Genomic DNA, 22,293 nt, shown 5'->3' with positions numbered 1-22,293 from the left:
GATTAACCTTTACTGATGATGGTAAGGTTCGTTGCGTAAAATTGTAAATCCGCGATACAATTGTTCGATAAAGAACAAACGAACCATTTGATGCGAAAAAGTCATCAGTGAAAGTGAAACTTTTCCTTGAGCTTTACTGTAAACTGTATCAGAGAATCCGTAAGGTCCGCCGATTATGAAAACCAAAGTTTTGATTCCGGAATTCATTTTCTTTTGTAATTCTTCAGAAAAACCGACACTGGAGAAGTTTTTTCCGTTTTCATCCAATAAAATCAACTGATCGGTTGGTGAAAGTTTAGAAAGAATCAATTCACCTTCTTTTTCCTTTTGCTGACTCTCAGATAAATTCTTTACGTTTTTGATATCGGGAATAATCTCCAAATCAAATTTGATATAAAATGACAAACGTTTGGTGTAATCATCAATCAAAGTCTGAAGTGATTTATTATCTGTTTTGCCTATTGCGATGAGTTTGATGTTCATTTGTTTTATTTTTTTGTCACGAATTGCTCGAATTAGCACAAATTTAATTTAAACACATAGAGAGATAGTTTCTCTTTGTTTGTAAAAGGCGCTTCCCTAATTGCAATACACATAGCTATGTTTTAAAGCTTGCTTTTTCTGTAATCTTAAACAGAAACAATTATATCTGTGTTTCTATGTATTTAATTGTATGCGCAAAGCAATTTATTATTTTTTATTCTCAAAAACCGTTTCGAAATGTTCTACGATAGGAAAAGGTTCATAATAATGATGTAAAATCTTTTTCCATTCGAGATAAGCTTCAGAAGTTCTAAAACCAATTGTATGATCTTCAAGTGTATTCCAGTCAACCAGTAAAAGATACTTATTTTCGACTTCAAGACATTTCTCTAACCGATGTCCTAAATAGCCGTCAATTGATGAAATGTATTGGCTTGCTTTTGCAAAATCAGCTTCAAATTGAGTTGCTAAATTTGGTTTTACATAAAGATATGCGGCTTCTAGAATCATATTATATTTTTTTTACGCAGATTTTACAGATTTAAGCAGATTTAATTTTTTAATATTATTATAAAAAATCTGTGCCAATCCGCTTCAATCAGTTTAGATCTGCGTGCAATTTTCGCAAAGATTGGACAGTTTTAATTCTTAGAAAATTTATCTTCAAAAGTTTTAAATCTTGCATCCAAATCCTTCACTAATTGTTTTTTTACTGATGCATCCTGAATAAAACTATAATTGATGCTGTTGTAAACATATTGTTTTATTGTAGCGTACGAAACATCAGGATATCTTTTGGCTAGTAAAACATATTGTTCTGTCATATTGGTTCTCAAGATTCCGGCATCGTCTGTACTAATCACAATTGGCACATTAAATTCTTTGTAAAGTGTAAACGGATGTCTGTTTTCTTTTACTTTTAAAATGAATTCGTTGCTCGCCAAATTGATCTCAACCGGAATATTATTTTTAGACATATATTTCAATAATTCGTATGAATTTGCTTCGTAAGCAATATCAACCCCATGACCAATTCGGTTAGCTCCTGCAACATAAATGGCATCGTTAATATGCCATGTTAAATCTTCCGGCAGCACCAGACCAAGAGTCAGCTCGCCTGCATGAAGCGTATATTTTACATCCGGAAATTTAGAATGACAATACTTGAACATAACCATATGCAGCCAATAATCTTTCATCGAATTTTCGCCATGTTCCGGAGAAACAATGTTTACACCGGCAACCAATTTGCTGTCGTTTGCCGAGATAAAAGCGATGCTCAGGTTTTTGAACAAATTAACCGGATCCATAAAACGAAGCACAAAATTTTGATAGCGCATCGTGAATCGGTCATCATCAATTTTTAAGTCTTTGTGTAGTTTTGCTATAAAATTGGTATTGAAATCAATTGCATATTTTTTGGCTTCTTTTTGCTGAATCAATTTATACAATTCGTCTAAAAGCTTTAAAACTGCTTTTTCGTCTTTTTGGGATGCTGCCTGACGTAGTTTTGTATTAAAATCACTTAAGTCAGAAACATTCATGTCACACGGAATTGTTGATAATTGTGTCTCGATATAGCTTACATTTTCGGCAATGGCACGTTTTTTTAATTCAAGCATTCCTTCTGCAAAATGACCTTTGATAGTAGGTTCGAATTTCATAAAAGAGTCAAAAAACTGATCATCAGAAGGAACAGAACCATTGTAATCTTTAACAGACCAAGTCTGCATAATTTGCTGTTCGTAATACTCTAGTTTATCTTTTGCTTTAAGAGATGAAAAGCTTTCCCAGTTTCCTTTTTCAGGTTTTGTTTTCGAAACCGCCATCGTTTCTAAATTCAGATAAAAATCTTCTGCAATGGCTCTTTCTAAAAGAGGTTCTGCATAAATAGATCCCGAAAAATGATGGTGTAAATCTCCGCCTTTTGGCATTTGTTGAAAGAAAGCTGTTAAGAGAGCTTCGTTATTTCTGATTTTTTCTAAATAATTTTCAGCCGATTGAGAAAAGCCGATTTGTGCTATGAAAAAACAGAAAAGCGTAATTATCCTTGTCATACTCTAAGTTTAAATTACATGCAAATATACAAGTTTCCGAGCAGACTTTAAAATTTTTGTTTTTAGGCACAAGAGGTAAAAGGAGCAAAGGGACAAAGTTTAAGAGAAATACATATTATAAAAAGCAAGAAAGACGCACAATTCGTGCGTCTCTATAAAAAATCTTTGAACCTTTGCTTCTTTGAACCTAAAAACTTAGAACCTTAGCACCTTACGAAAAAAGCACATCATGAATCTCTGTCACTTTATCAAAAACACTTTTTGCAAAAGGACAAAGCGGAATAATTTTAAGATTGTTCGTTCTGGCATATTCTACGGCTGCCATAACTAGTTTTTTACCAACGCCTTTTCCGTTAAACTCTTCGTTTACTTCGGTGTGGTCTATGATGAATTTTGAGTCTCCTGCCCAGGTATAGGTCATTTTTCCGGCTTGTTTTCCGTCTTCTACAGCTTCAAAGTAACCTCTTCTTGTATCGTTTATTTGTTGAATTTCCATGATGTTTTATATTAATGTGGTTTTAATTTCTATTGCGTTTGTTAATGTTTTATGAATCGGACAGCTGTTTGCGATGGTTTCTAAACGCTGTCTTTGCTTGTCGTCGACTTCCCCTATAATTTCGATTTTTCGGGTAAATACAGATATTTTCTGATCGGTATTACGTTCAAAATCAACTTTGATATTGATTTCAGAAACGTCCCATTGTTTACGATTAATATACATTCGTAACGTAATCAAAGTGCAGGATGCGAGTGATGAAGCCAAAAGTTCTGATGGGCTAAAACCTAAATTTTTACCTCCCATTTCCTGAGGTTCATCGGCGATTACAATATTTCCGCTGGCTGATTTTATTTCCGTTCGATACAAACGTGTATCTATTTGTGCTGATATCGTTTCCATATATTATTTCATTCGGGGTTCTGGTAATGGTACAAATTCAGTTTCACCCGGAACTTTCGGGAAAGTTTGTTCTGTCCAGTCTTTTTTTGCTTTTTCGATTAGTTCTTTATCTGAAGAAACAAAATTCCAGAATATAAAATGTTCTTCAGGAAAAGGTGTTCCTCCAAAAATGTAAACCGTAGAATTTTCGGCTATTTCAAACTCACAAAGTGTACTGTCGTTTGTAATTAAAATTTGTTTTGGATCGTAAACATGTTCACCGCTTTTAATGCTTCCTTCCAAAATATATAAGCCGCTTTCGCCGAATAAATGATGTCCTATGTTTATCTTTCTAGCTTCGGTACTTTTTATTTCAATAAAGTATAAAGGGCTATAAACAGGAACCGGTGATTTTTTTCCGAATGCTTCTCCGGCAATTAATTTATACGATACACCGTCTTCTTTCCAAGCCGGAATATCATCAGCTTCAACATGGGTGAAGTTTGGGTTCATCTGTTCTAATTCTTTCGGAAGCGCTACCCAAATCTGTAAACCGTGAAGCATTTTGTCAGAATGTCTTAAATATTCAGGCGTTCTTTCAGAGTGAACGATTGCTTTTCCGGCAGTCATCCAGTTTACGGCACCAGGTTTTATTTCTAATTCTGTTCCTAAACTATCGCGGTGCATAATGCTTCCTTCAAACAAAAATGTCAAAGTCGAAAGTCCGATATGCGGATGTGGCGGAACATCCATATTTTGATATTGATTTAAATGTGCAGGTCCCATATGATCGATAAACACAAATGGTCCAACGGCTCTTTTTTCACGGAAAGGCAATAATCGGCCTACCATAAAGTTGCCAATGTTGGCAGCACGTTCTTCGATAATTAGATTAATATTTGACATGATTAATTTGATTTGATTTGAAAACAAAATTACAGTGGTAACAGGAATCTGTAACTTAATTTAGATTAAGAAAACTTGTTTTTAGATTTTTAGTTTTATAAAAATAAGAAAAAACGTTGGTTAAGTTTTGTAGGAGATGATTAAATTTAAGTTTAAAAGTCCCATTGGGACAAAATATATGTCGCTCCGCTGGAGCTTTTTTTACGGTATGTTGTTGTTCTCTATAAATGTTTTGCTCCGCTGGAGCATGAAATTGCAATAGTTAAAATTATTGAACTAAATCAAATTCTAAAACTTCACTCTCAGTTCCATTAATGATAATCGACAATTGATGTACTCCGGTATGAAAAACACGGGTTGTAATTAATTTAAAAGACTGATTTCTTTCAATCTTAGTCAATTGATTAGGATGGTAAATTTTCTCACTGATTTTAAAGACTTTTTTTGCCAAATGTCCTTTGGCTTTTTTGTAATGAACGGCATATTCTAAACGAATCGTTTTTGGTTCTTCGTTTTTATTGTTTAGATGAAACTGAAACTGTAAATAATCTCCAATTTTTACAATGGGTGTTTTGATTTCAAAAGAAGAAAGTTCAATATTAGTACTTTCTAATCCATAATGACTTAGAATTTCAGGATGCCCTTGTTTTAGTAACGTTCTGCATCCGTGTTTGATAATTCCGTCGGTTTCTTTAGAGATGTTTTTCCATTTACTCGCAATTTCAAGGACAATTTGAGGGTTGTCTTTGGCAATATCATTTAAATTATTAGCAACGCTTCTGCGAACATATTCCGAAGGATCATTTTTTAGATTTTCTAAAATGGGCAGAATAGAAGAAGGATCTTGTTTTAAGAACGGAATTGCCATTGCCCAGGGTAATCTCGGACGGGAACCTTCGCTGGCTAATCTTCGTACATGATGATTTTCGTGTAACGACCATGTTGTCATTTCGTCAATCATTTTTTCTTTATATTTTAAAATAAAAGGACGAACAGCAAATTCGCAACTGATAAATTGAGTAATAGAAACAAAGGCTTTTGCCGAAGTTTTAAAATCATCTAAGCCATACATTTCGATATAATCAGCAAAAAAAATAAAAGCCAGATTACCATCTGTAAATTTATTTTTCTTTAGGTTTTGGATGATTTTATCGATTATGGCAACAGCTTCAGGAAAAGACTGAGGCATAAACTGATGTAATACAGTTGTAGTGTGCTTCATGCGGTCTTTCCATTCTTTTTGGGCAAAATCGCCTTCGTAAATGGTGGTTATAAATTTTTGTTTATCGAAAGCGGAATGTACTTCGGCGACAGCCTGACCAAATTTTTCGTAAAAGGAAACAGAGTAAATATCTTTAATTAAGCCCATGATTTTGTTTGAATGAACCTCAAAGATATTTAATGTTTCTAATTAAAATTATAGTTTTTGCGTGAAATTTTTAAACACATAGAAATATAGAATTTTAAATTATATAGTGAAGATGATTTAAAAAAAAATCTGGATTTTAACACATAGCTAAGGCGCTAAACTATGTTGATTAATGGGAAGTAAAACGTCCTTTGCGAGTTTACAAAATCTATGTTTCTATGTGTTTAAAAATATGGGGTTTATGGGGTAACTTTGATCAGATTTTTAGTTAATAATAAAATTTTCGGAGAAGCTGAATTTTCAAATCCACAAAATATATCCTACTTTAGCATCTTATAAAATTTAAGAAGAATGATTAGCGAAGTACAATTTCAAACCGAATTACAACTATTAATTAGCAATGCAATTCGTGAAGATGTGGGGCCGGGCGATTATAGTTCATTGGCGTGTATTCCGGAAATGGCTCACGGACAGGCTAAATTATTAGTAAAAGATCAAGGAATTATTGCAGGTGTTGCACTTGCAAAAATGATTTTTGAATATGTAGATCCAAAACTAAAAATCAAGACTTATATTGAAGACGGAACACATGTAGAATACGGAGAAGTTGTTTTTGAAGTTTCAGGAAGTTCTCAATCGATCTTAAAAGCCGAAAGAGTAGTACTGAATACTATGCAGCGTATGTCTGCAATTGCAACCAAAACAAGTCATTTGATGGAGCTTTTAGAAGGAACCGGAGCTAAAATTCTGGATACACGTAAAACGACTCCAAATTTCAGGGCTGCTGAAAAATGGGCAGTTAAAATTGGTGGAGGAGAAAATCATCGTTATGCTTTGTATGATATGATTATGTTAAAAGACAATCATATTGATTTTGCAGGCGGAATTACTTTGGCAATAAAGAAAACCAAAGAATATCTGAAAGCCAATAATCTGGATTTAAAAATTATTGTTGAAGCCAGAAATCTTGACGAGATTCGTGAAATTCTTTTAAGCGATGGTGTACACAGAATCCTTATTGATAATTTTAATTATGAAGATACTAAAACCGCTGTAGAGTTAATTGGTAATAAATGCCAAACAGAATCTTCAGGAAATATCAACGAAAAAACAATTCGCGGATATGGTTTATGCGGTGTAAATTACATTTCATCCGGTGCTTTAACACACTCTGTTTATAACATGGATTTGAGCCTGAAAGCTTTTTAACGAAGTTATAAATTTTGAGTTATAAGTTATGAGTTTTGTAAATCTATCCCAATAGCTGGACTAAACTCAGAAATCTAAAATCTAAAAATATGTCGCAAGAGATAGAAGATCGGATTGAAAAGATACCAGTTGTACGATATGGTGCCCGATTTCTTAAGAGAATAAAACTACCCTGGTTAGAAGGTTTTTCACTGTATGATTTGCTCGAAATGTATACTTTAGGGATTCTTGAAGGAGCATTTTCGTATCATGCGAGTGCGGTTTCTTTTAGCTTTTTTATGGCTTTATTTCCTTTTGCTTTATTTATTTTAAACTTAATTCCGTTTATTCCAATAGATAATTTCCAGAATGATTTTCTGCAGTTTGTGCAGCAAAGCGTTCCTCCAAATACTTTTGATGCGATCAGTAAAATTATTAGCGATATTTTAAACAACAGTCACTCCGGATTGCTGTCATCCGGTTTTTTACTTTCGATTTTCCTGATGGCAAATGGTATCAATGGTATTTTAAGCGGATTTGAATCCTCTAAGCATGTTTTTGACAAGCGAGGTTTTTTTAGCCAGTATCTGGTTGCTTTGGCAATTTCGCTTATCATGACCATTATATTGTTTGTTACAGTAGCAACCATCGTGGTTTTTGAGGTATTTATTCAAAAAACAATTATTCAGGATGTACTTAGTGATCGTATTCCGCTGATTATTCTGGGTCGATATTTGTTTGTGATTTTAATGATTTTGATAACATCTTCAATATTATTGCGTTATGGTACAAAACAGTATAATAAAGTGCCTTTTATAAGCATTGGATCTGTTTTTACCACCATCTTAATTGTTATATCTTCGTTCTTTTTTGGGATTTGGGTTATAAAATTCTCAAAATATAACGAACTTTATGGTTCAATTGGGACATTATTAATTCTAATGTTTTATATTTGGATAAACTGTATGATACTGCTTTTAGGGTTCGAACTGAATGCTACGATCAGAAAATTAAAACAAAAAAAAAATAAATAGTATGAAAAATTGGATGTTAACGCTTGGTGTTTTTTTCTGCGCATTGAGTATGCAAGCTCAAAGTGTAATTGGAAAATGGAAAACAATTGATGATGAAACCGGAGAGGCAAAATCGATTGTAGAAGTTTACGAGAAGTCTGGAAAATTATATGGAAAAGTTGTAGAGATACTTCGTGAAGATCATAAAAAAGATGTTTGTTCTAAATGTGATGGTGCAGAAAAAAACAAGCCTATTTTAGGAATGATCATTATTAATGGTCTTAAAAAAGACGGTTCTGAATATAACGGCGGTACTATTTTGGATCCAACAAACGGAAAAAAATACAAATGTTATATTACACTTGATTCGGCTGATAAATTAAAGCTTCGTGGTTATATTGGAATTTCTATTATGGGAAGAACGCAATATTGGACGAGAGTGAAAAATTAATTTCATAAAAAATAAAATGCGAAAATTAGCATCATTACTTTTATTCTTAGGAATACTATCGCATAGTTTTGCACAATCTAAGAGTTCGCCATTACAAATAAGTCATCTAACAGGTGACTTTTATGTTTATAGAACTTTTCATGATTACAATGGAACACTGATTTCTGCAAATGCGATGTATCTTGTTACAAACAAAGGAGTTGTTTTGTTTGATGCACCCTGGGATAAAACACAATTTCAGCCTTTACTGGATAGTATAAAGGCAAAACATAATAAGAGTGTTATTATGCATTTTGCTACACATTCGCATGAAGACAGGGCAGGAGGTCTGGATTTTTACAGACAAAAAGGGATCAAAACGTATACAATAAAATTAACGGATCAGATCCTGCAAAAGAATAACGAAAAAAGAGCTGAATTTATAATCCCAAATGATACTACATTTACGGTAGGAAATCATACTTTTGAAGTGTTTTATCCTGGTAAAGGTCATGCACAGGATAATATTGTAGTTTGGTTTAATAAAGAAAAAGTGCTTTACGGAGGCTGCTTTATTAAAAGTGCCGAGGCTAAAGATTTAGGTTATCTGGGTGATGCTGATGTTAAAGCATGGGAGAAGTCTATTAAAATAGTACAGGCGAAATTCAAGAGTCCTAAATATATTATTACCGGTCATGATGATTGGAAAGTGTTAACCTCTTTAGATCATACTTTAAAATTAGTTCAGGCTTACAATGAAGCAAAAACTTCAGAAAAAAAATAATCCACCAATCTTATAAAATAGTTACATGTTTTTTGTCGAAGTTGTTCTGCCGCTTTCCTTAGCTAAAACTTTTACGTATCGTATTTCTGAGGCCGAATTTCATTTCATTAAAAAAGGAATGCGGGTTGCGGTGCCTTTTGGTAAAAGCAAAATATATACAGCATTGGTTATTGATATTCATCAAAATGAACCCAATTTGTATGAGGCAAAAGAGATTCATCAGATTCTGGATGAAAGACCTATTGCTACTGAAGTTCAGATCAAGCACTGGCTTTGGGTGGCGACATATTATATGTGCGGAATTGGCGATGTCTATCGAGGCGCTTTCCCGAGTGGATTATTACTGGAGAGCGAAACTATTATTTCGCATAAGCCGGATGTCGTAGTAAATGATTCTGAACTTTCTGATGAAGAGTTTCTGGTTTACGAAGCTTTACATCATCAGAGTTCGCTTAAAGTCCAGGATATTATTTCGATACTAAACAAGAAAAATATTTTTCCAGTTCTTCAAAAAATGATTGCAAAAGATATCATTTTTTTAGAAGAAGAAATTAAAGAAAGTTATAAGCCCAAATTAATTCGGTATGTAAAATTGCATGCTAGATACGAATTAGATAATGGTTTGGGTGGATTGTTAGAAGTTTTGAAAAATGCCAACAAACAAAAGGAAGTTGTTTTGGCTTATTTTCAAATTATGGCAACTGAGAAGAAACCAATTACAGTAAAACAATTGGTTGAGGTTTCTAATTCGACTTCGTCTATTGTAAAAGCTTTAATTGACAAAGAAATTTTTGAGGAATATCTTTTGCAGCACGACAGGGTTTCTTTTTCCGGGGAAGCTACAGATAAGCAATTACTTTTGAGCGAAGCTCAGGAAAATGCTTTTACAGCCATAAAAGAGAGTTTTTCCGAAAAAGAAGTTTGTTTGCTTCACGGCGTTACTTCAAGCGGAAAAACGGAAATTTATATTAAACTAATTGAAGAATATCTGGAAACGGGAAGGCAGGTTTTGTATTTGCTTCCGGAAATTGCACTTACCACGCAACTGGTTTCTCGTTTAAGGCTTCATTTTGGAGATAAAGTAGCTGTTTTTCATTCTAAATACAGCAATAATGAAAGAGTTGAGGTTTGGAGGCAAACGCTCGAGAATTCACCAAAAGCGCAAATTGTAATAGGTGCGAGATCAGCTTTGTTTTTACCTTTTAATGAATTAGGATTACTGATTGTTGACGAAGAGCACGAGCAGACTTTTAAACAAACCGATCCTGCGCCAAGATACCATGCCAGAGATGCTGCAATTGTTCTGGCTAATTTCCATAAAGCTAAAGTGTTGTTAGGTTCTGCAACTCCAAGTATTGAGACCTATTTTAATACACAAAACGATAAATACGGATTGGTAACGCTTTCTGAACGCTATAAAAATGTGCGTTTGCCTGAAGTACTTTTAGTTGATTTAAAAGACAAGCATTTCAGAAAAAAAATGACAGGGCATTTTAGCGACCTTTTAATTGAAGAAATTGCAGAATCTTTGTCGTTGGGCGAGCAGATTATTTTATTTCAAAACAGAAGAGGATATTCGCCTATAATTGAATGTCTGACTTGCGGACACGTGCCTCATTGTCAGCAGTGCGATGTGAGTCTTACTTATCATAAACATAAAAATCAGTTGCGTTGCCATTATTGTGGTTATTCAATTGCAAAACCAACACATTGTCATAGTTGTTCGAGTATTGATTTAACAACAAAAGGGTTTGGAACGGAACAAATCGAACAGGAGTTGGTTTCTCTTTTTCCAAAAGCCAAAACCGGAAGAATGGATCAGGACACTACCCGTGGGAAATTTGGTTTTGAAAAGATAATAGATTCTTTTAAAAATCGTGAAATTGATATTTTGGTAGGAACTCAAATGCTTGCCAAAGGTCTGGATTTTGATAATGTTAGTCTGGTTGGGATTATGAATGCAGATAATATGCTGCATCATCCCGATTTTAGGGCTTTTGAGCGTAGTTTTCAAATGATGACACAGGTTGCGGGAAGAGCAGGAAGATCTGAAAAACAGGGTAAAGTTGTAATTCAGACTTATAATCCAAATCACAATACAATTCAGCAGGTTACAAACCATAATTATATAGGTATGTATAAGGAGCAATTGTATGATCGTCAGATTTATAAATATCCTCCCTATTTCAGGATTATCAAGCTAACTTTGAAACACCGTGATTTTGAAAAGCTAAAAGAAGGCTCAATGTGGCTGTATCAGGTTTTAAGCCAGAACCTGAATATGCCTGTTTTGGGACCAGAAGAACCGGCGATTAGCAGAATCAGGAATGAATATATCAGAACCATTTTGATAAAGATTCCGCAGAACCTGCCTCTGGGAAGCACAAAAAAAACTATTCAGAAAATGTTGAATAGTTTTGAAGCGGTTGCTCAGTACAGAGCTATAAAGGTAATTGCAAACGTCGATTTTTATTAAGACGACGTTGACAATGCTTTTACAAGATCTTCTTTTTTGTTTCGGCTAAGCGGAATTTTTGTAATACCAATTTCGGCAAATTTACTATTAAAGCGTTCTACCTTATCTATATTGATAATGTAGGACTTGTGTACACGAATGAATTTGTCTTTGGATAAATCGTTTTCAAAAGATTTCATAGTAGAAAGTACCAGATTACTATCGTCTTCGGTAACTACTCTTACATAATCTCCAAATGCTTCAATCCATTTGATTTTTGCTGTAAAGATTTTAAGCTTTTTAAGATTACTTTTAATGAATATATGCTCTCCTTCTTCCTCTTTTACGTCTTTTTTAAGTAAATGCATATCAATGGCTCTTTTTACAGAAGCATTAAAACGATCTACAGCAATAGGTTTTTGAAGATAATCTGTTGCATCATAGTCAAACGCTTTTAAAGCATATTCAGCTTTAGAAGTAATAAATATAATTTGTGGCTTAGATTTTAAGCCGTCAAGAAAGTCAAAACCATTAATAACAGGCATTTCTATATCCAGAAAAATTAAATCAATATTATTTAAAGAGATACAGCTTTTTGCTTCTATTGCATTAGAAAAGTCCCCGATTAAGTGCAAACCTGGGTGATTATTAACTAATTTTGCAATAATGGTCCTTTGTATAGAACTATCATCTACAACAACACAGTTTAGTTTCATAACATTTAAAATTTAAAATAAATTCAGGATAGCAGTAGTAAATGTATTATTTTTTTATAAAAAAAACTAAAGACGGCGTATATTTTTTGCTTTACAACGAATAAAACTGAAAAAGTGTTGGATATTTAAATTTAATGATTACTTTTGCACCCAATTTTAACAAATAAATATTGTATTTATGAATCATTATGAAACTGTTTTCATTTTAAATCCCGTTTTATCTGAGGTTCAGGTGAAGGAAACAGTAACGAAATTTGAAGAATTTCTTACTAGTAGAGGAGCTGAAATGGTATCGAAAGAGGATTGGGGTCTTAAAAAAATGGCTTACGAAATCCAAAACAAAAAAAGTGGTTTTTACCATTTATTCGAATTCAAAGTAGCTGGAGAAGTTCTTTTAGCTTTTGAAACTGAATTCAGACGTGACGAAAGAGTTATGCGTTTCTTAACTGTAAGTTTAGATAAGCACGCTATCTCTTGGGCGGAAAGAAGAAGAGCTAAATTAAAATCTACTAAAGCGTAATTATTATGTCTACAATCGAACAATCTGCAAAAGGAAAAAAAGACGGAGATATCAGATATTTAACGCCTTTAAACATTGAAACTAACAAAACTAAAAAGTATTGCCGTTTCAAAAAATCAGGAATCAAATACATCGATTATAAAGATGCTGATTTCTTATTGAAATTTGTTAATGAGCAAGGAAAAATTCTTCCTCGTCGTTTAACAGGTACTTCATTAAAATACCAAAGAAAAGTTTCTGTAGCTGTAAAAAGAGCTCGTCACTTAGCTTTAATGCCATACGTGGCCGATTTATTAAAATAATTAAAAACTCTAGTCGCTGGTTTCTGATTAAAACAGAACCTAACTTCTAAAATATAAGGACAACAACATGGAACTTATTTTAAAACAAGACGTACAAAACTTAGGATTTAAAGATGATGTAGTATCTGTAAAACCTGGTTACGGACGTAACTATTTAATTCCTCAGGGTTTTGCTACTTTAGCAACTCCTTCTGCTAAAAAAGTTTTAGCTGAAAACCTAAAACAAAGAGCACACAAAGAAGCTAAAGTTGTTGCTGATGCTAAAGCATTAGCTGAAACTTTAAAAGCTCTTGAAATTAAACTTACTGCAAAAGCTGGTGGAGAGAAACTTTTTGGTTCTATCACAAACATCGATATTGCTGAAGCTTTAGAGAAATCTGGTAACGCTATCGATAGAAAATTCATCACTAGCGGTATCGTTAAACGTACTGGAAAATATTCTGCTAGCATCCGTTTACACAGAGATGTTATCGTTGAATTACCATACGAAATTATCGCTGAAAAGTAATAGTTTTATGTACTATATAAAAATCCCGATGCGAATCGGGATTTTTTTGTTTAAATCAGGTAATATAATTAATCAGACTTAAAGTTATTGGCGCAAAGCAGCTTGCTTAAAGCTTATAGCGTGAGGCATAAAGCCTAAAAGAAAATGAAATACGCAAGATTAACAAAAGAGCAATTTGATGAATTGCACGCTGAATTCGCTAATTTTTTAGCAACTCAAACTATTGATAAAGCAGAGTGGGATTCTCTAAAAATAAATAAACCTGAAGTAGCAGAACAGGAACTGGATGTATTTTCAGATTTGATCTGGGAAGGTGTTTTATCCAGAGCAGAATTTCTGGAACATTTCTCTAGGAATCATATCTTTTTATTCCAGTGTTTTGAAAAAGATGTTAAGTCAATAGTATTAAAATCTTTGGTTCCTGAAACTGATTTTTTAACTAAAGAAGGTTTACAATGGCTTAGTGATAATATGTTTACAGAAAATATAGAGATGAAAGTAGGTAAAAAAGTTTTTACTGAAGATCGAAATGCTTCTATTTTTGAATTGATTCAGCAAGGTGCCTTTTTAAGTGATGGACAATTGTTTACTCAAATCAATACTATTATAGAATCTTAATTTTTACTCAAATTAATCATAAAATAGGTAAGTAATTGATGTTAAATTATTTACCTATTTTTAATTATTTAACTTTTGTTTAAAGTTTTGTATTTTTTTTACCCCGTATTTCTACGTGTTTTTTTTGAATAACTCAAAAAAACAAAAAACATCTTTGTATTTGTAAGATTTTGTTCTCATTTATCTTTTTAAATTCAAATTTAAATCGATTGTGTGATTTATTTTGTAAGTTATAACTTTCTTTTTAGAGATTTAACAGAAAATGTGCATCTTTTTTTAAGATATTTATAACACCCTTTTTTCTTTGTAAACAGTAGTTTTTTGTGGTGTTTCCCTTTATTTCCCAAAACTAAATTTTTACTAAAATCAAAAAAATAGGAATTTTATACTTGTTTTGTGTTTCCCTTTTTCCTAATTTTAGAATAATAAAGTTAAACAAAGTTACTTTTGTTGCTTTTCCAAAAACATCATTTAAAAGTCTTTAAATGTTTATAATAAAAGTGGTTTTACTTTTATTATGGTTTGTAGTTAAAGTTTTTTATAATCCTTAATTAATTTGCTTATGGAATTGATCATTACTTTCTTTATCTGGCTTGCATTAGGAATTAGTATTATTTTAGCTTTATTTTTTATTAGTTTGAATAAAATTGAATTTATCATCAAATTCAATTTTAGTTCCACTTCAAACTTATTTCAACAATTTTCCAATTATATTATTTTTTTATTTACAAATCCCAATCGGAGATTTTGTGAATGAAATGCATTGTCGTGTTTAAAATTTTAAATTCGACACTATTGCTATTAAAATAAATTGATTCAATTTTTAGAGTTTAATCTAAAGAAACAAAGTTTATAGAAAGCCTAATCAACTTTTTATGAATATTGAATTATACTATATATCAAGGAATACCCCAGTTCTCCTAAACTTAAATTTTCTTTTATGAAAATTAGTACTATAACAAATCACTCCTCCCGGAATTCTGGTTTAGATCAGTATTCCTCAAATTTTTTGAGATCTTTTTTATTCACATCGAATAAAAAATGCTCTTTAGTATACTTTGTTATACGCAATACAACATGATTTTTTTTACGAAATGGAGTTTACATTCTTAGTATACTACGAATTTAAATTTCATTTTAACTAGTTGATTTTTAGTGTTTTTTAAATTGCCTAAGCATACGTGCTTATCGCAAGAGGTATTTTATTGTCCATTTTCTAATCTTCCAAATTATGAAAAAAACTTTTACTTTTTATGATCTCGATTTTCAAAAGAGATTATTCGGACTATTACTTTTATTCCTTTTATGTAGTAACACTTTTGCGCAAACTGTTTGTAGACCTATCTCTCAAACCAATAGCCAGGGTGGACTTTTATGTGTAGGATTAAATGTAACTAATCCCGCGAGCGCATATGATAATGACGCAAGCTTAGCGACTTATGCGAGTCTGACAAATGCCGTCGGTGTAGGGTGTTTTGTCGAAGAGACTTTAACCCTGAATCAAACTGCAAAAGCAGGAGATCAAATTGTTTTGTATTTAGGTACAGGCAATGGTTTACTGGATGTAGGATTGTTATCGAATGTAACTCTTCAGACTAAGCTTTCAGGAGTTAATGTAGGTTCAAGTCTACCTTTAAACAGTCCGCTGCTTAATCTGAATTTACTTAACGGTAATACTATTGGAGTATTTAAATATACTGTGACAGGAGATACCAATCAAGTACAGATTCAGGTTGGAGGCCTTTTGAGTCTTCTTGTAAATTTAAAAATTTACGATGTACGATTAGATTTTGCAAAACCAACGATTACCGGAGGTACAACTCAATCAATTTGTACAGGAACTTCTACGACATTAACAGCTACTCCGGTAGCAGGAACATCTTTAGCGTGGTATGATTCGCCAACATCAACTGCTGCTTTATCTACTGCCAATACTTTTACTACTCCTACTTTAAATGCTAATACCACTTATTATATAGGAGTGACCAGAGCTGCAGGTTGTGAGGGTAGTGAGCGATTGCCAGTAACTATAAATATCTTGAATCCTGTTTTGCCGACGATAAGCACCACAGGAACTTCGATTTGTTCAGCGGGGGCAACCCAGGCGACAACTTTATCAGTGATAAATCCGGTATTAGGAACTACTTATTCCTGGTATGATGCTGCAACAGGTGGGAATCTTTTAATTACGGGAAATACCTATACACCAACTGTTCCTGTAGGGACTACTAATTTCTATGTAGAAGCGGCAATAGGTATTTGTAAAACCCCAACACGAACTCAGGTTACTGTTACTTCGACACCGGTTCCGGGACTTGCAACAATTTTAACCCAAAGTGTATCTATATTATCTGGTCAGAATGCCACATTAAATGCTTCAACTTCTGAAGCAAATGTTACTTTAGACTGGTATGATGTACCAACAGGTGGAACTAAATTATTAGGAGATTCAAATACATTTACAACTCCAATTTTAACGGCAACTAAAACATATTATGTTGAATCACGCTCAACTGTTGGAGCATGTGTAAGTGCAACAAGAGTACCTGTAACAGTGACCGTTTTACCAGCTCCGTTAGGAGGCTGTCTTGAAGCCAATAGCCAGCAGACTACTCAAAACGGACTTTGTTTGCTTTGTTCTTCTACAACTCCAAATAATTCTGTAGATGGTAATAGTGCTACAGCAGCCAGATTAACACTTCCGGTTGGTTTAGTAAATGGATGGATTCAACAAACATTACAATTTAATAATCCGGGTAAAACGGGAGATATTGTAGATGTAGAATTGGCCTTACCAGGAGGTATTGCCGATCTTTCATTATTAGGAGCTGTGAGTTTAGCCACATATAATGGAGCAACATATAATGGTGACCGAGTTTTTATCAATAATCCTTTGGTTACTTTGCAATTATTATCAGGAAACAGATTTAAAGCAAGTATTGTAGCAGGTGCAAATTTTGATCGTGTCGAAATTAGATTGGGCGGTGTTGTAACAGCATTAACAAATCTGGATATTTATCAGGCAACTTACCGATATAAAGCACCTGTAATTTCAGGCAACGTAGCAATCTGCGGTGGTCAAACTACAACTTTAACGGCTAATCTGGCCTTAGGTGAAACAATCAAATGGTATGATGCCATAACCGGAGGAAACTTATTAAGCAGTACGGCTGCTTATACAACGCTGCCTTTAACTGTTAATACAACTTATTATGTAGAATTAACACGTAGTGGTTGTGTAAATAGTGAAAGAAACCCTGTTGTTGTAACAGTAAGTAATCCTGTAGCTCCATTAGTTGTTACTGCCAGCCCTTCTAATTTATGTAGTGGTGATACAACAACAATAACAATCGACTCACCAATTGCAGGAACAACCTATAGATGGTATGATGCAGCTACTGGTGGGAATTTGGTATTTACGGGTACTTCATACGCGACGCCAAACTTAACTGCGACTACAACTTACTATGTTGAAGCAGGAATTGGAAGCTGTTTGAGCGCAACTCGTACACCTGTTACGGTAACAGTGAATCCAAGACCAGCGGCACCAGTTCCATTATCATCAAATGTGGTGATTCATTCCGGTCAAAGTGTAACTTTAGCAGTTACAGCAAGTGCAGGATTTGAATATGATTGGTATGATGCTCCAACAGGAGGAAATCTTTTATTAGCAAATTCAAGTACATATACACCTAGTCCGGCTTTAACTGCAAATAAAACATTCTATGTTCAGGGAAGAGCTTTAATTTCAGATTGTACAAGTAGCACAAGAGCTGTAATTAATGTGATGGTAATCAATACGGTTAGTAATTGTTTACAGCCTGATTCTCAGGTAACATCTACAGATGGTGTACTTTGTGCTTTATGTACTTCTTCTAACCCGGATGATTCTGTCGATGGAGATATAAATACATTTGCCAGCCTTCATACTCCGGTTGCAGCATTAGGTGCTTACATACAACAGCAATTGACTTTCCCTAATCCGGGTCAGGCAGGAGATATTATAGAGGTAGATTTAGAATTACCAAACGGTCTTGCTGATGTATCTTTATTAGGAGGTGGAATTAGTTTTGCAACCTATAATGGAGCAACCTCTAATAATGACAGATTTTTGCTTACAAATAATTTATTGAGCTTACAATTACTGTCAGGAAATAAATTTAAAGCCACTTTTGCAGCAACTGCAGCATTTAATAAACTTGAAATTCGTATTGGAGGAGCAGCAGCAACTTTATTAACTACTCTGAACATTTATGGAGCTTCATATAGATTTCCAAATGCAACAATAACAGGAGCTTCATCTCCAATTTGTTCAGGATCAACCGTTACACTAGCAGCATCTTCTACAGGAACGGAAACATTTACATGGTATGATGCTCCCACAGGAGGAAATGTAGTAACTGTTAATCCAACGGCTGCTTTAACCGCAACTACTACTTATTATTTAGAAGCTACCCGTGGAGGAACTTGTATCAATAGTGTACGTCAGCCAGTAACAATTACTGTATTGCCTCTGCCAACTGCAGCAGATATTACAATTGCAAGTCCTTTAACAGCTTCTTGTGCCGGAGGTATTGTATTAGCACCAACATCTGCTTTAGCAGGAGCAACTTTTAAATATTATACTGATCAAAATAAAACACAAGAAATTACAACAGGTACCGTAGCAGGAGTAACTTATGTAAAAGATCCTACAACAGGAGCACTTACTATTAGCGGACTTATTGCTGCCAATGCACCTTATACTTATTATGTATCAGTTCTTAACGGAGGTATTTGTGAAAATATAAACGGATCACTAAAAGCTGTAGAGGTAGATTATCCTGTAGGTTCAGCTTTAGCAGTTACAAGTCCGTTTGGAGGTTGTGCGAAAGTAAGCCTGAAAGATGCGATTGTAAATTTTGATACATCAGGAAATACAACTTATACTTTCTTTGATTCAGCCAATAATCCAATTACAGATCAGGTTGCATCAAACATCACTTCTAGTGGTAATTATTTTATTCAGGCTCAGACAACAGGTGTTGCATGTCCATCTGCAAAATTACCGGTAACTGTAAACGTAACTCCATTACCAACCTTAACAGGAGTAACAAGTTCAATAGCGGTTACAAAAGGTTCTTCGGTTACTTTGAATGCAACATCAAACGGAACAATTACCTGGTATGATCCACAAGGAAATGTTTTAGGATCTAATAGTACAGGTCCTTTAAATACAGTAGGAGTTTTTACTTATACTGTAATTGCCAGCAACGGATCTTGTACTACCAGTCAAACAGTAACAATTAGTGTTATTGATCCTGCGACTTGTGATACATTATTAGAAAGAGTATACGCTAATTCTCAACTATCAGGTTCTGTTATTACGGGAACAGTGACAAACGGACCTTTGGCTGTAGATAATGATCCAAGTACTTTTTCAACCATTACAACTGGTTTAGGGCTTTTAGGTATTGGAACTACCTGGCAAAATCTGCAATGGCCAACGACTATTCCTAAAGGAACTCCGGTAACGGTAAAATTAGGTTTAGAAAACAGTTTAATTGCTGTTGGACAAAGTATATCAGTAATAGGTACTAAACGCGACGGATCTAATAATCCAATTGATATTGGAACTTTACAATCTGTATCAGGATCATTATTGAATTTATTACCAGGTCAAAATTCATTCGAATATACATTTGTACCTTCTAATACTTCAGGACTTCAGGATTATGATGGTATCCGTGTACAATTAGGATCTGTTTTAAGTGTGGCACAAAACATTAATGTTTATGATGCCTATTATAAAAAACAAGTTACACAAATTGCTTGTGGACAAGGTGATATCGAAGATATATTCTCTGGGGTTAAAGATTTAGGAGTTGGTGCACTGACCGCTACTGTGGGGGTTTCTAATCCATGGAATGTGGCTGATGGTGACATTGCTACTTATGCTACAATGTTTAGCGGTGCAGGAGTACTTGCTGCAGCAGAGCTTACAACAACTTTTAGAACACCATCTATGGTGGGTGATAGTTTAAGAATCACAATTTCTAAACCGGGAACACTTTTAAATCTTAATTTACTTACCGGATTTACAATTCAGCTTTATTCAGGAAATATTGCTGTAGGTGCCCCAATACAAAATACAAGTAATTTATTGACTTTAAAATTACTTTCAGGAGATACAATGGCTATGACTATTGTTGCACCTCAAACTCAGCCATACGATAAAGTAGTAATTACTTTTGGAGGAGTTGCAAGCGTTTTAGATCAGCTTAGAGTTCACACTATTGATCGTGTAACCAATACTCAGGTTATTGGTGCTGATCCCGAAAATAAAATTACGGTCTGTCCCGGAGCAGCTGTCACGCTCCAGGTTCCGCCCAAATCCTGTGCCGATTATGCCTGGTATGATTCGCCAACCGGAGGAAATCTTGTAGCGAGCGGTCAAACTTATACTATACCGGCTACATTAGCTGCAGGAACTTACAAATATTATGTTCAGCCAATTCGTTACGGTTGTGCTGCTTTAGAAAGAGGAGAAGTAACAGTAGTAGTTAGAGCTACAACTCCTGCCGGAGCAATAGCAAGTGTAACTATAAACGGAGGAAATAGTACTATAATTTGTTCAGAAACTGGTCAGGTAACACTGGATGCAATTTTGAGCAACACACCAGTACTTACTAATCCTGTATATCATTGGTACAGTTTCGATGGAACCACAAGCCAGTTAATTGCAGGTGAAAATACTGCTAAACTAATAGTAACAGGATTAGCTCCCGGAACTTATACTTACTATGTTGGAGTTAGCTCAGATGAGTTTTGTGAAACTTTACCAGCAAATAGAAAACAAGTAACGTTTACTATTTTACCAACTTCATTGCCTACAGATATTGAAGTAGATAATGCATCTATTTGTCATGATACAAATGCAGTATTAACACCAACAAGCACTCTGGCAAATCCGGTTTTCTTTTGGTATCTGGATGCTAATAAAACTCAGCCAATTCTTAATGGAACAGTAGGCGGAGTAACATATGCAGTTAACAATACGACCGGAGTCTTAACGGTATCAGGTCTTACAACTGCTATGAGTCCTATTTCTTATTATGTAGCTGTAACAAGTGATAATACATGTCAGAATAAAAATGGAGAACTTAAAGTTGCAACGGTGATTGTTAATGATCCGGCCACGCCAACTTCTACAAGTTATAATCAGAATTTCTGTTTGATAAATGTTCCAACAGTTGCTAATCTTCAGGCTAACGAAGCAAATGTAGTTTGGTACACAGCAGCATCTGGAGGAACAGCATTAGATCCTACAACTGCTTTAGTAACCGGGACTTACTACGGCGCAATAAAAGATCCGATGGGCTGTGAAAGTTCAATTCGATCTGTAGTAGCAGTTATAGTTTCTGATCCTGGAACACCAACTTTAGTAACAGCGGGAACACAAAATTTCTGTTTGGTAAACGCACCAACATTTGCAAGTGTTCAGTTCAACGAAGCCAATATCGTTTGGTATACTGCTTTAACAGGCGGAACAGCAATTGCTTCTACAACTGCTTTAACCAGCGGAACATACTATGCCGCGATCAAAGATCCAACTACCTTATGTGAAAGTGCAGAAAGATTAGCTGTAACCATTAGTGTTACCGATCCTGGCACACCAACACTAGTAACAGCAGGAACACAAAACTTCTGTTTGGCTAATGCGCCAACATTTGCAAGTGTTCAGTTTAACGAAGCCAATATCGTTTGGTATACTGCTTTAACAGGCGGAACAGCAATTGCTTCTACAACTGCTTTAACCAGCGGAACATACTATGCCGCGATCAAAGATCCAACTACCTTATGCGAAAGTGCTGAAAGATTAGCCGTAACGATAAGTGTTACCGATCCTGGAACACCAACATTGGTAACAGCAGGAACACAAAACTTCTGTTTGGTAAACGCACCAACATTTGCAAGTGTTCAGTTCAACGAAGCCAATATCGTTTGGTATACTGCTTTAACAGGCGGAACAGCAATTGCTTCTACAACTGCTTTAACCAGCGGAACATACTATGCCGCGATCAAAGA

General features: G+C 34.4%; 18 protein-coding genes. 10 read left to right on the top strand and 8 right to left on the bottom strand.

Annotation, left to right across the window (positions count from 1 at the left end; all coding sequences use genetic code 11):
• Window positions 1–9 precede the first annotated feature (9 nt).
• The 7 genes from rlmH to A4F88_RS12775 all read right to left on the bottom strand — a co-directional run bounded on the left by rlmH (window position 10) and on the right by A4F88_RS12775 (window position 5,692).
• A complete protein-coding gene (rlmH, locus tag A4F88_RS12805; protein WP_068843011.1) occupies window positions 10–483 on the bottom strand; it encodes a 23S rRNA (pseudouridine(1915)-N(3))-methyltransferase RlmH in 474 nt (157 codons plus the stop codon).
• 207 nt (window positions 484–690) lie between these two features.
• Window positions 691–993 carry an antibiotic biosynthesis monooxygenase family protein gene (locus A4F88_RS12800; protein ID WP_068843010.1) on the bottom strand — a complete coding sequence of 101 codons (303 nt, stop codon included), beginning with the start codon at window positions 991–993 and terminating at the stop codon, window positions 691–693.
• 131 nt (window positions 994–1,124) lie between these two features.
• A complete protein-coding gene (locus A4F88_RS12795; RefSeq protein WP_068843009.1) occupies window positions 1,125–2,540 on the bottom strand; it encodes an amidohydrolase family protein in 1,416 nt (471 codons plus the stop codon).
• Window positions 2,541–2,751: 211 nt separating this feature from the next.
• Window positions 2,752–3,036 carry a GNAT family N-acetyltransferase gene (locus A4F88_RS12790; RefSeq protein ID WP_068843008.1) on the bottom strand — a complete coding sequence of 95 codons (285 nt, stop codon included), beginning with the start codon at window positions 3,034–3,036 and terminating at the stop codon, window positions 2,752–2,754.
• Between the two features lie 6 nt (window positions 3,037–3,042).
• Window positions 3,043–3,438: an OsmC family protein gene (locus A4F88_RS12785; RefSeq protein ID WP_068843007.1), complete on the bottom strand. Its 396-nt coding sequence runs from the start codon at window positions 3,436–3,438 to the stop codon at window positions 3,043–3,045.
• A gap of 3 nt (window positions 3,439–3,441) precedes the next feature.
• A complete protein-coding gene (locus tag A4F88_RS12780) occupies window positions 3,442–4,323 on the bottom strand; it encodes a pirin family protein (protein ID WP_068843006.1) in 882 nt (293 codons plus the stop codon).
• Window positions 4,324–4,591: 268 nt separating this feature from the next.
• Window positions 4,592–5,692 (bottom strand): DNA alkylation repair protein, encoded by a 1,101-nt coding sequence (locus A4F88_RS12775; RefSeq protein ID WP_068843005.1) that lies wholly within the window; start codon window positions 5,690–5,692, stop codon window positions 4,592–4,594.
• A 351-nt stretch (window positions 5,693–6,043) separates the two neighbouring features.
• On the opposite strand from A4F88_RS12775, the gene nadC reads away from it, so the two are divergent.
• The 5 genes from nadC to priA all read left to right on the top strand — a co-directional run bounded on the left by nadC (window position 6,044) and on the right by priA (window position 11,583).
• Window positions 6,044–6,901 carry a carboxylating nicotinate-nucleotide diphosphorylase gene (gene nadC, locus A4F88_RS12770; RefSeq protein WP_068843004.1) on the top strand — a complete coding sequence of 286 codons (858 nt, stop codon included), beginning with the start codon at window positions 6,044–6,046 and terminating at the stop codon, window positions 6,899–6,901.
• An 89-nt stretch (window positions 6,902–6,990) separates the two neighbouring features.
• Window positions 6,991–7,914 carry a YihY/virulence factor BrkB family protein gene (locus A4F88_RS12765; protein WP_068843003.1) on the top strand — a complete coding sequence of 308 codons (924 nt, stop codon included), beginning with the start codon at window positions 6,991–6,993 and terminating at the stop codon, window positions 7,912–7,914.
• A gap of 1 nt (window position 7,915) precedes the next feature.
• Window positions 7,916–8,344, top strand: coding sequence for a DUF2147 domain-containing protein (locus A4F88_RS12760; RefSeq protein WP_068843002.1), 429 nt, complete (start codon window positions 7,916–7,918; stop codon window positions 8,342–8,344).
• Window positions 8,345–8,360: 16 nt separating this feature from the next.
• Window positions 8,361–9,107: a subclass B1 metallo-beta-lactamase gene (bla-B1-FLAV, locus tag A4F88_RS12755; RefSeq protein ID WP_068843001.1), complete on the top strand. Its 747-nt coding sequence runs from the start codon at window positions 8,361–8,363 to the stop codon at window positions 9,105–9,107.
• Window positions 9,108–9,132: 25 nt separating this feature from the next.
• The gene (gene priA, locus A4F88_RS12750; RefSeq protein WP_068843000.1) at window positions 9,133–11,583 is read left to right on the top strand and encodes a replication restart helicase PriA; all 2,451 of its coding nucleotides are present in this window, start codon (window positions 9,133–9,135) and stop codon (window positions 11,581–11,583) included.
• Here priA and A4F88_RS12745 read toward each other — a convergent pair.
• On the bottom strand, window positions 11,580–12,278 hold the full coding sequence (locus tag A4F88_RS12745; protein ID WP_065449575.1) for a LytR/AlgR family response regulator transcription factor: 699 nt from the start codon (window positions 12,276–12,278) through the stop codon (window positions 11,580–11,582). The genes priA and A4F88_RS12745 overlap by 4 nt on opposite strands.
• Window positions 12,279–12,456: 178 nt before the next feature.
• Here A4F88_RS12745 and rpsF point away from each other — a divergent pair, with 178 nt between their 5' ends.
• From rpsF to A4F88_RS12715, 5 genes are all read left to right on the top strand, one after another.
• A complete protein-coding gene (rpsF, locus tag A4F88_RS12740) occupies window positions 12,457–12,798 on the top strand; it encodes a 30S ribosomal protein S6 (RefSeq protein ID WP_068842999.1) in 342 nt (113 codons plus the stop codon).
• 5 nt (window positions 12,799–12,803) lie between these two features.
• On the top strand, window positions 12,804–13,100 hold the full coding sequence (rpsR, locus tag A4F88_RS12735) for a 30S ribosomal protein S18 (RefSeq protein ID WP_002987043.1): 297 nt from the start codon (window positions 12,804–12,806) through the stop codon (window positions 13,098–13,100).
• A gap of 67 nt (window positions 13,101–13,167) precedes the next feature.
• Complete coding sequence (gene rplI / locus A4F88_RS12730; RefSeq protein WP_068842998.1) at window positions 13,168–13,608, top strand: 50S ribosomal protein L9; 441 nt, start codon at window positions 13,168–13,170, stop codon at window positions 13,606–13,608.
• A 144-nt stretch (window positions 13,609–13,752) separates the two neighbouring features.
• On the top strand, window positions 13,753–14,226 hold the full coding sequence (locus A4F88_RS12725) for a DUF6495 family protein (protein ID WP_068842997.1): 474 nt from the start codon (window positions 13,753–13,755) through the stop codon (window positions 14,224–14,226).
• Window positions 14,227–15,457: 1,231 nt separating this feature from the next.
• A partial coding sequence (locus tag A4F88_RS12715; RefSeq protein WP_425337413.1) for an Ig-like domain-containing protein occupies window positions 15,458–22,293 on the top strand: 6,836 nt, incomplete at its 3' end.

The sequence above is a fragment of the Flavobacterium chilense genome (assembly GCF_001602525.1).
GTDB lineage: Bacteria > Bacteroidota > Bacteroidia > Flavobacteriales > Flavobacteriaceae > Flavobacterium > Flavobacterium chilense.
The sequence above is the reverse complement of the archived record's forward strand: the minus strand, read 5'-3'. Positions and strand labels throughout refer to the sequence as shown.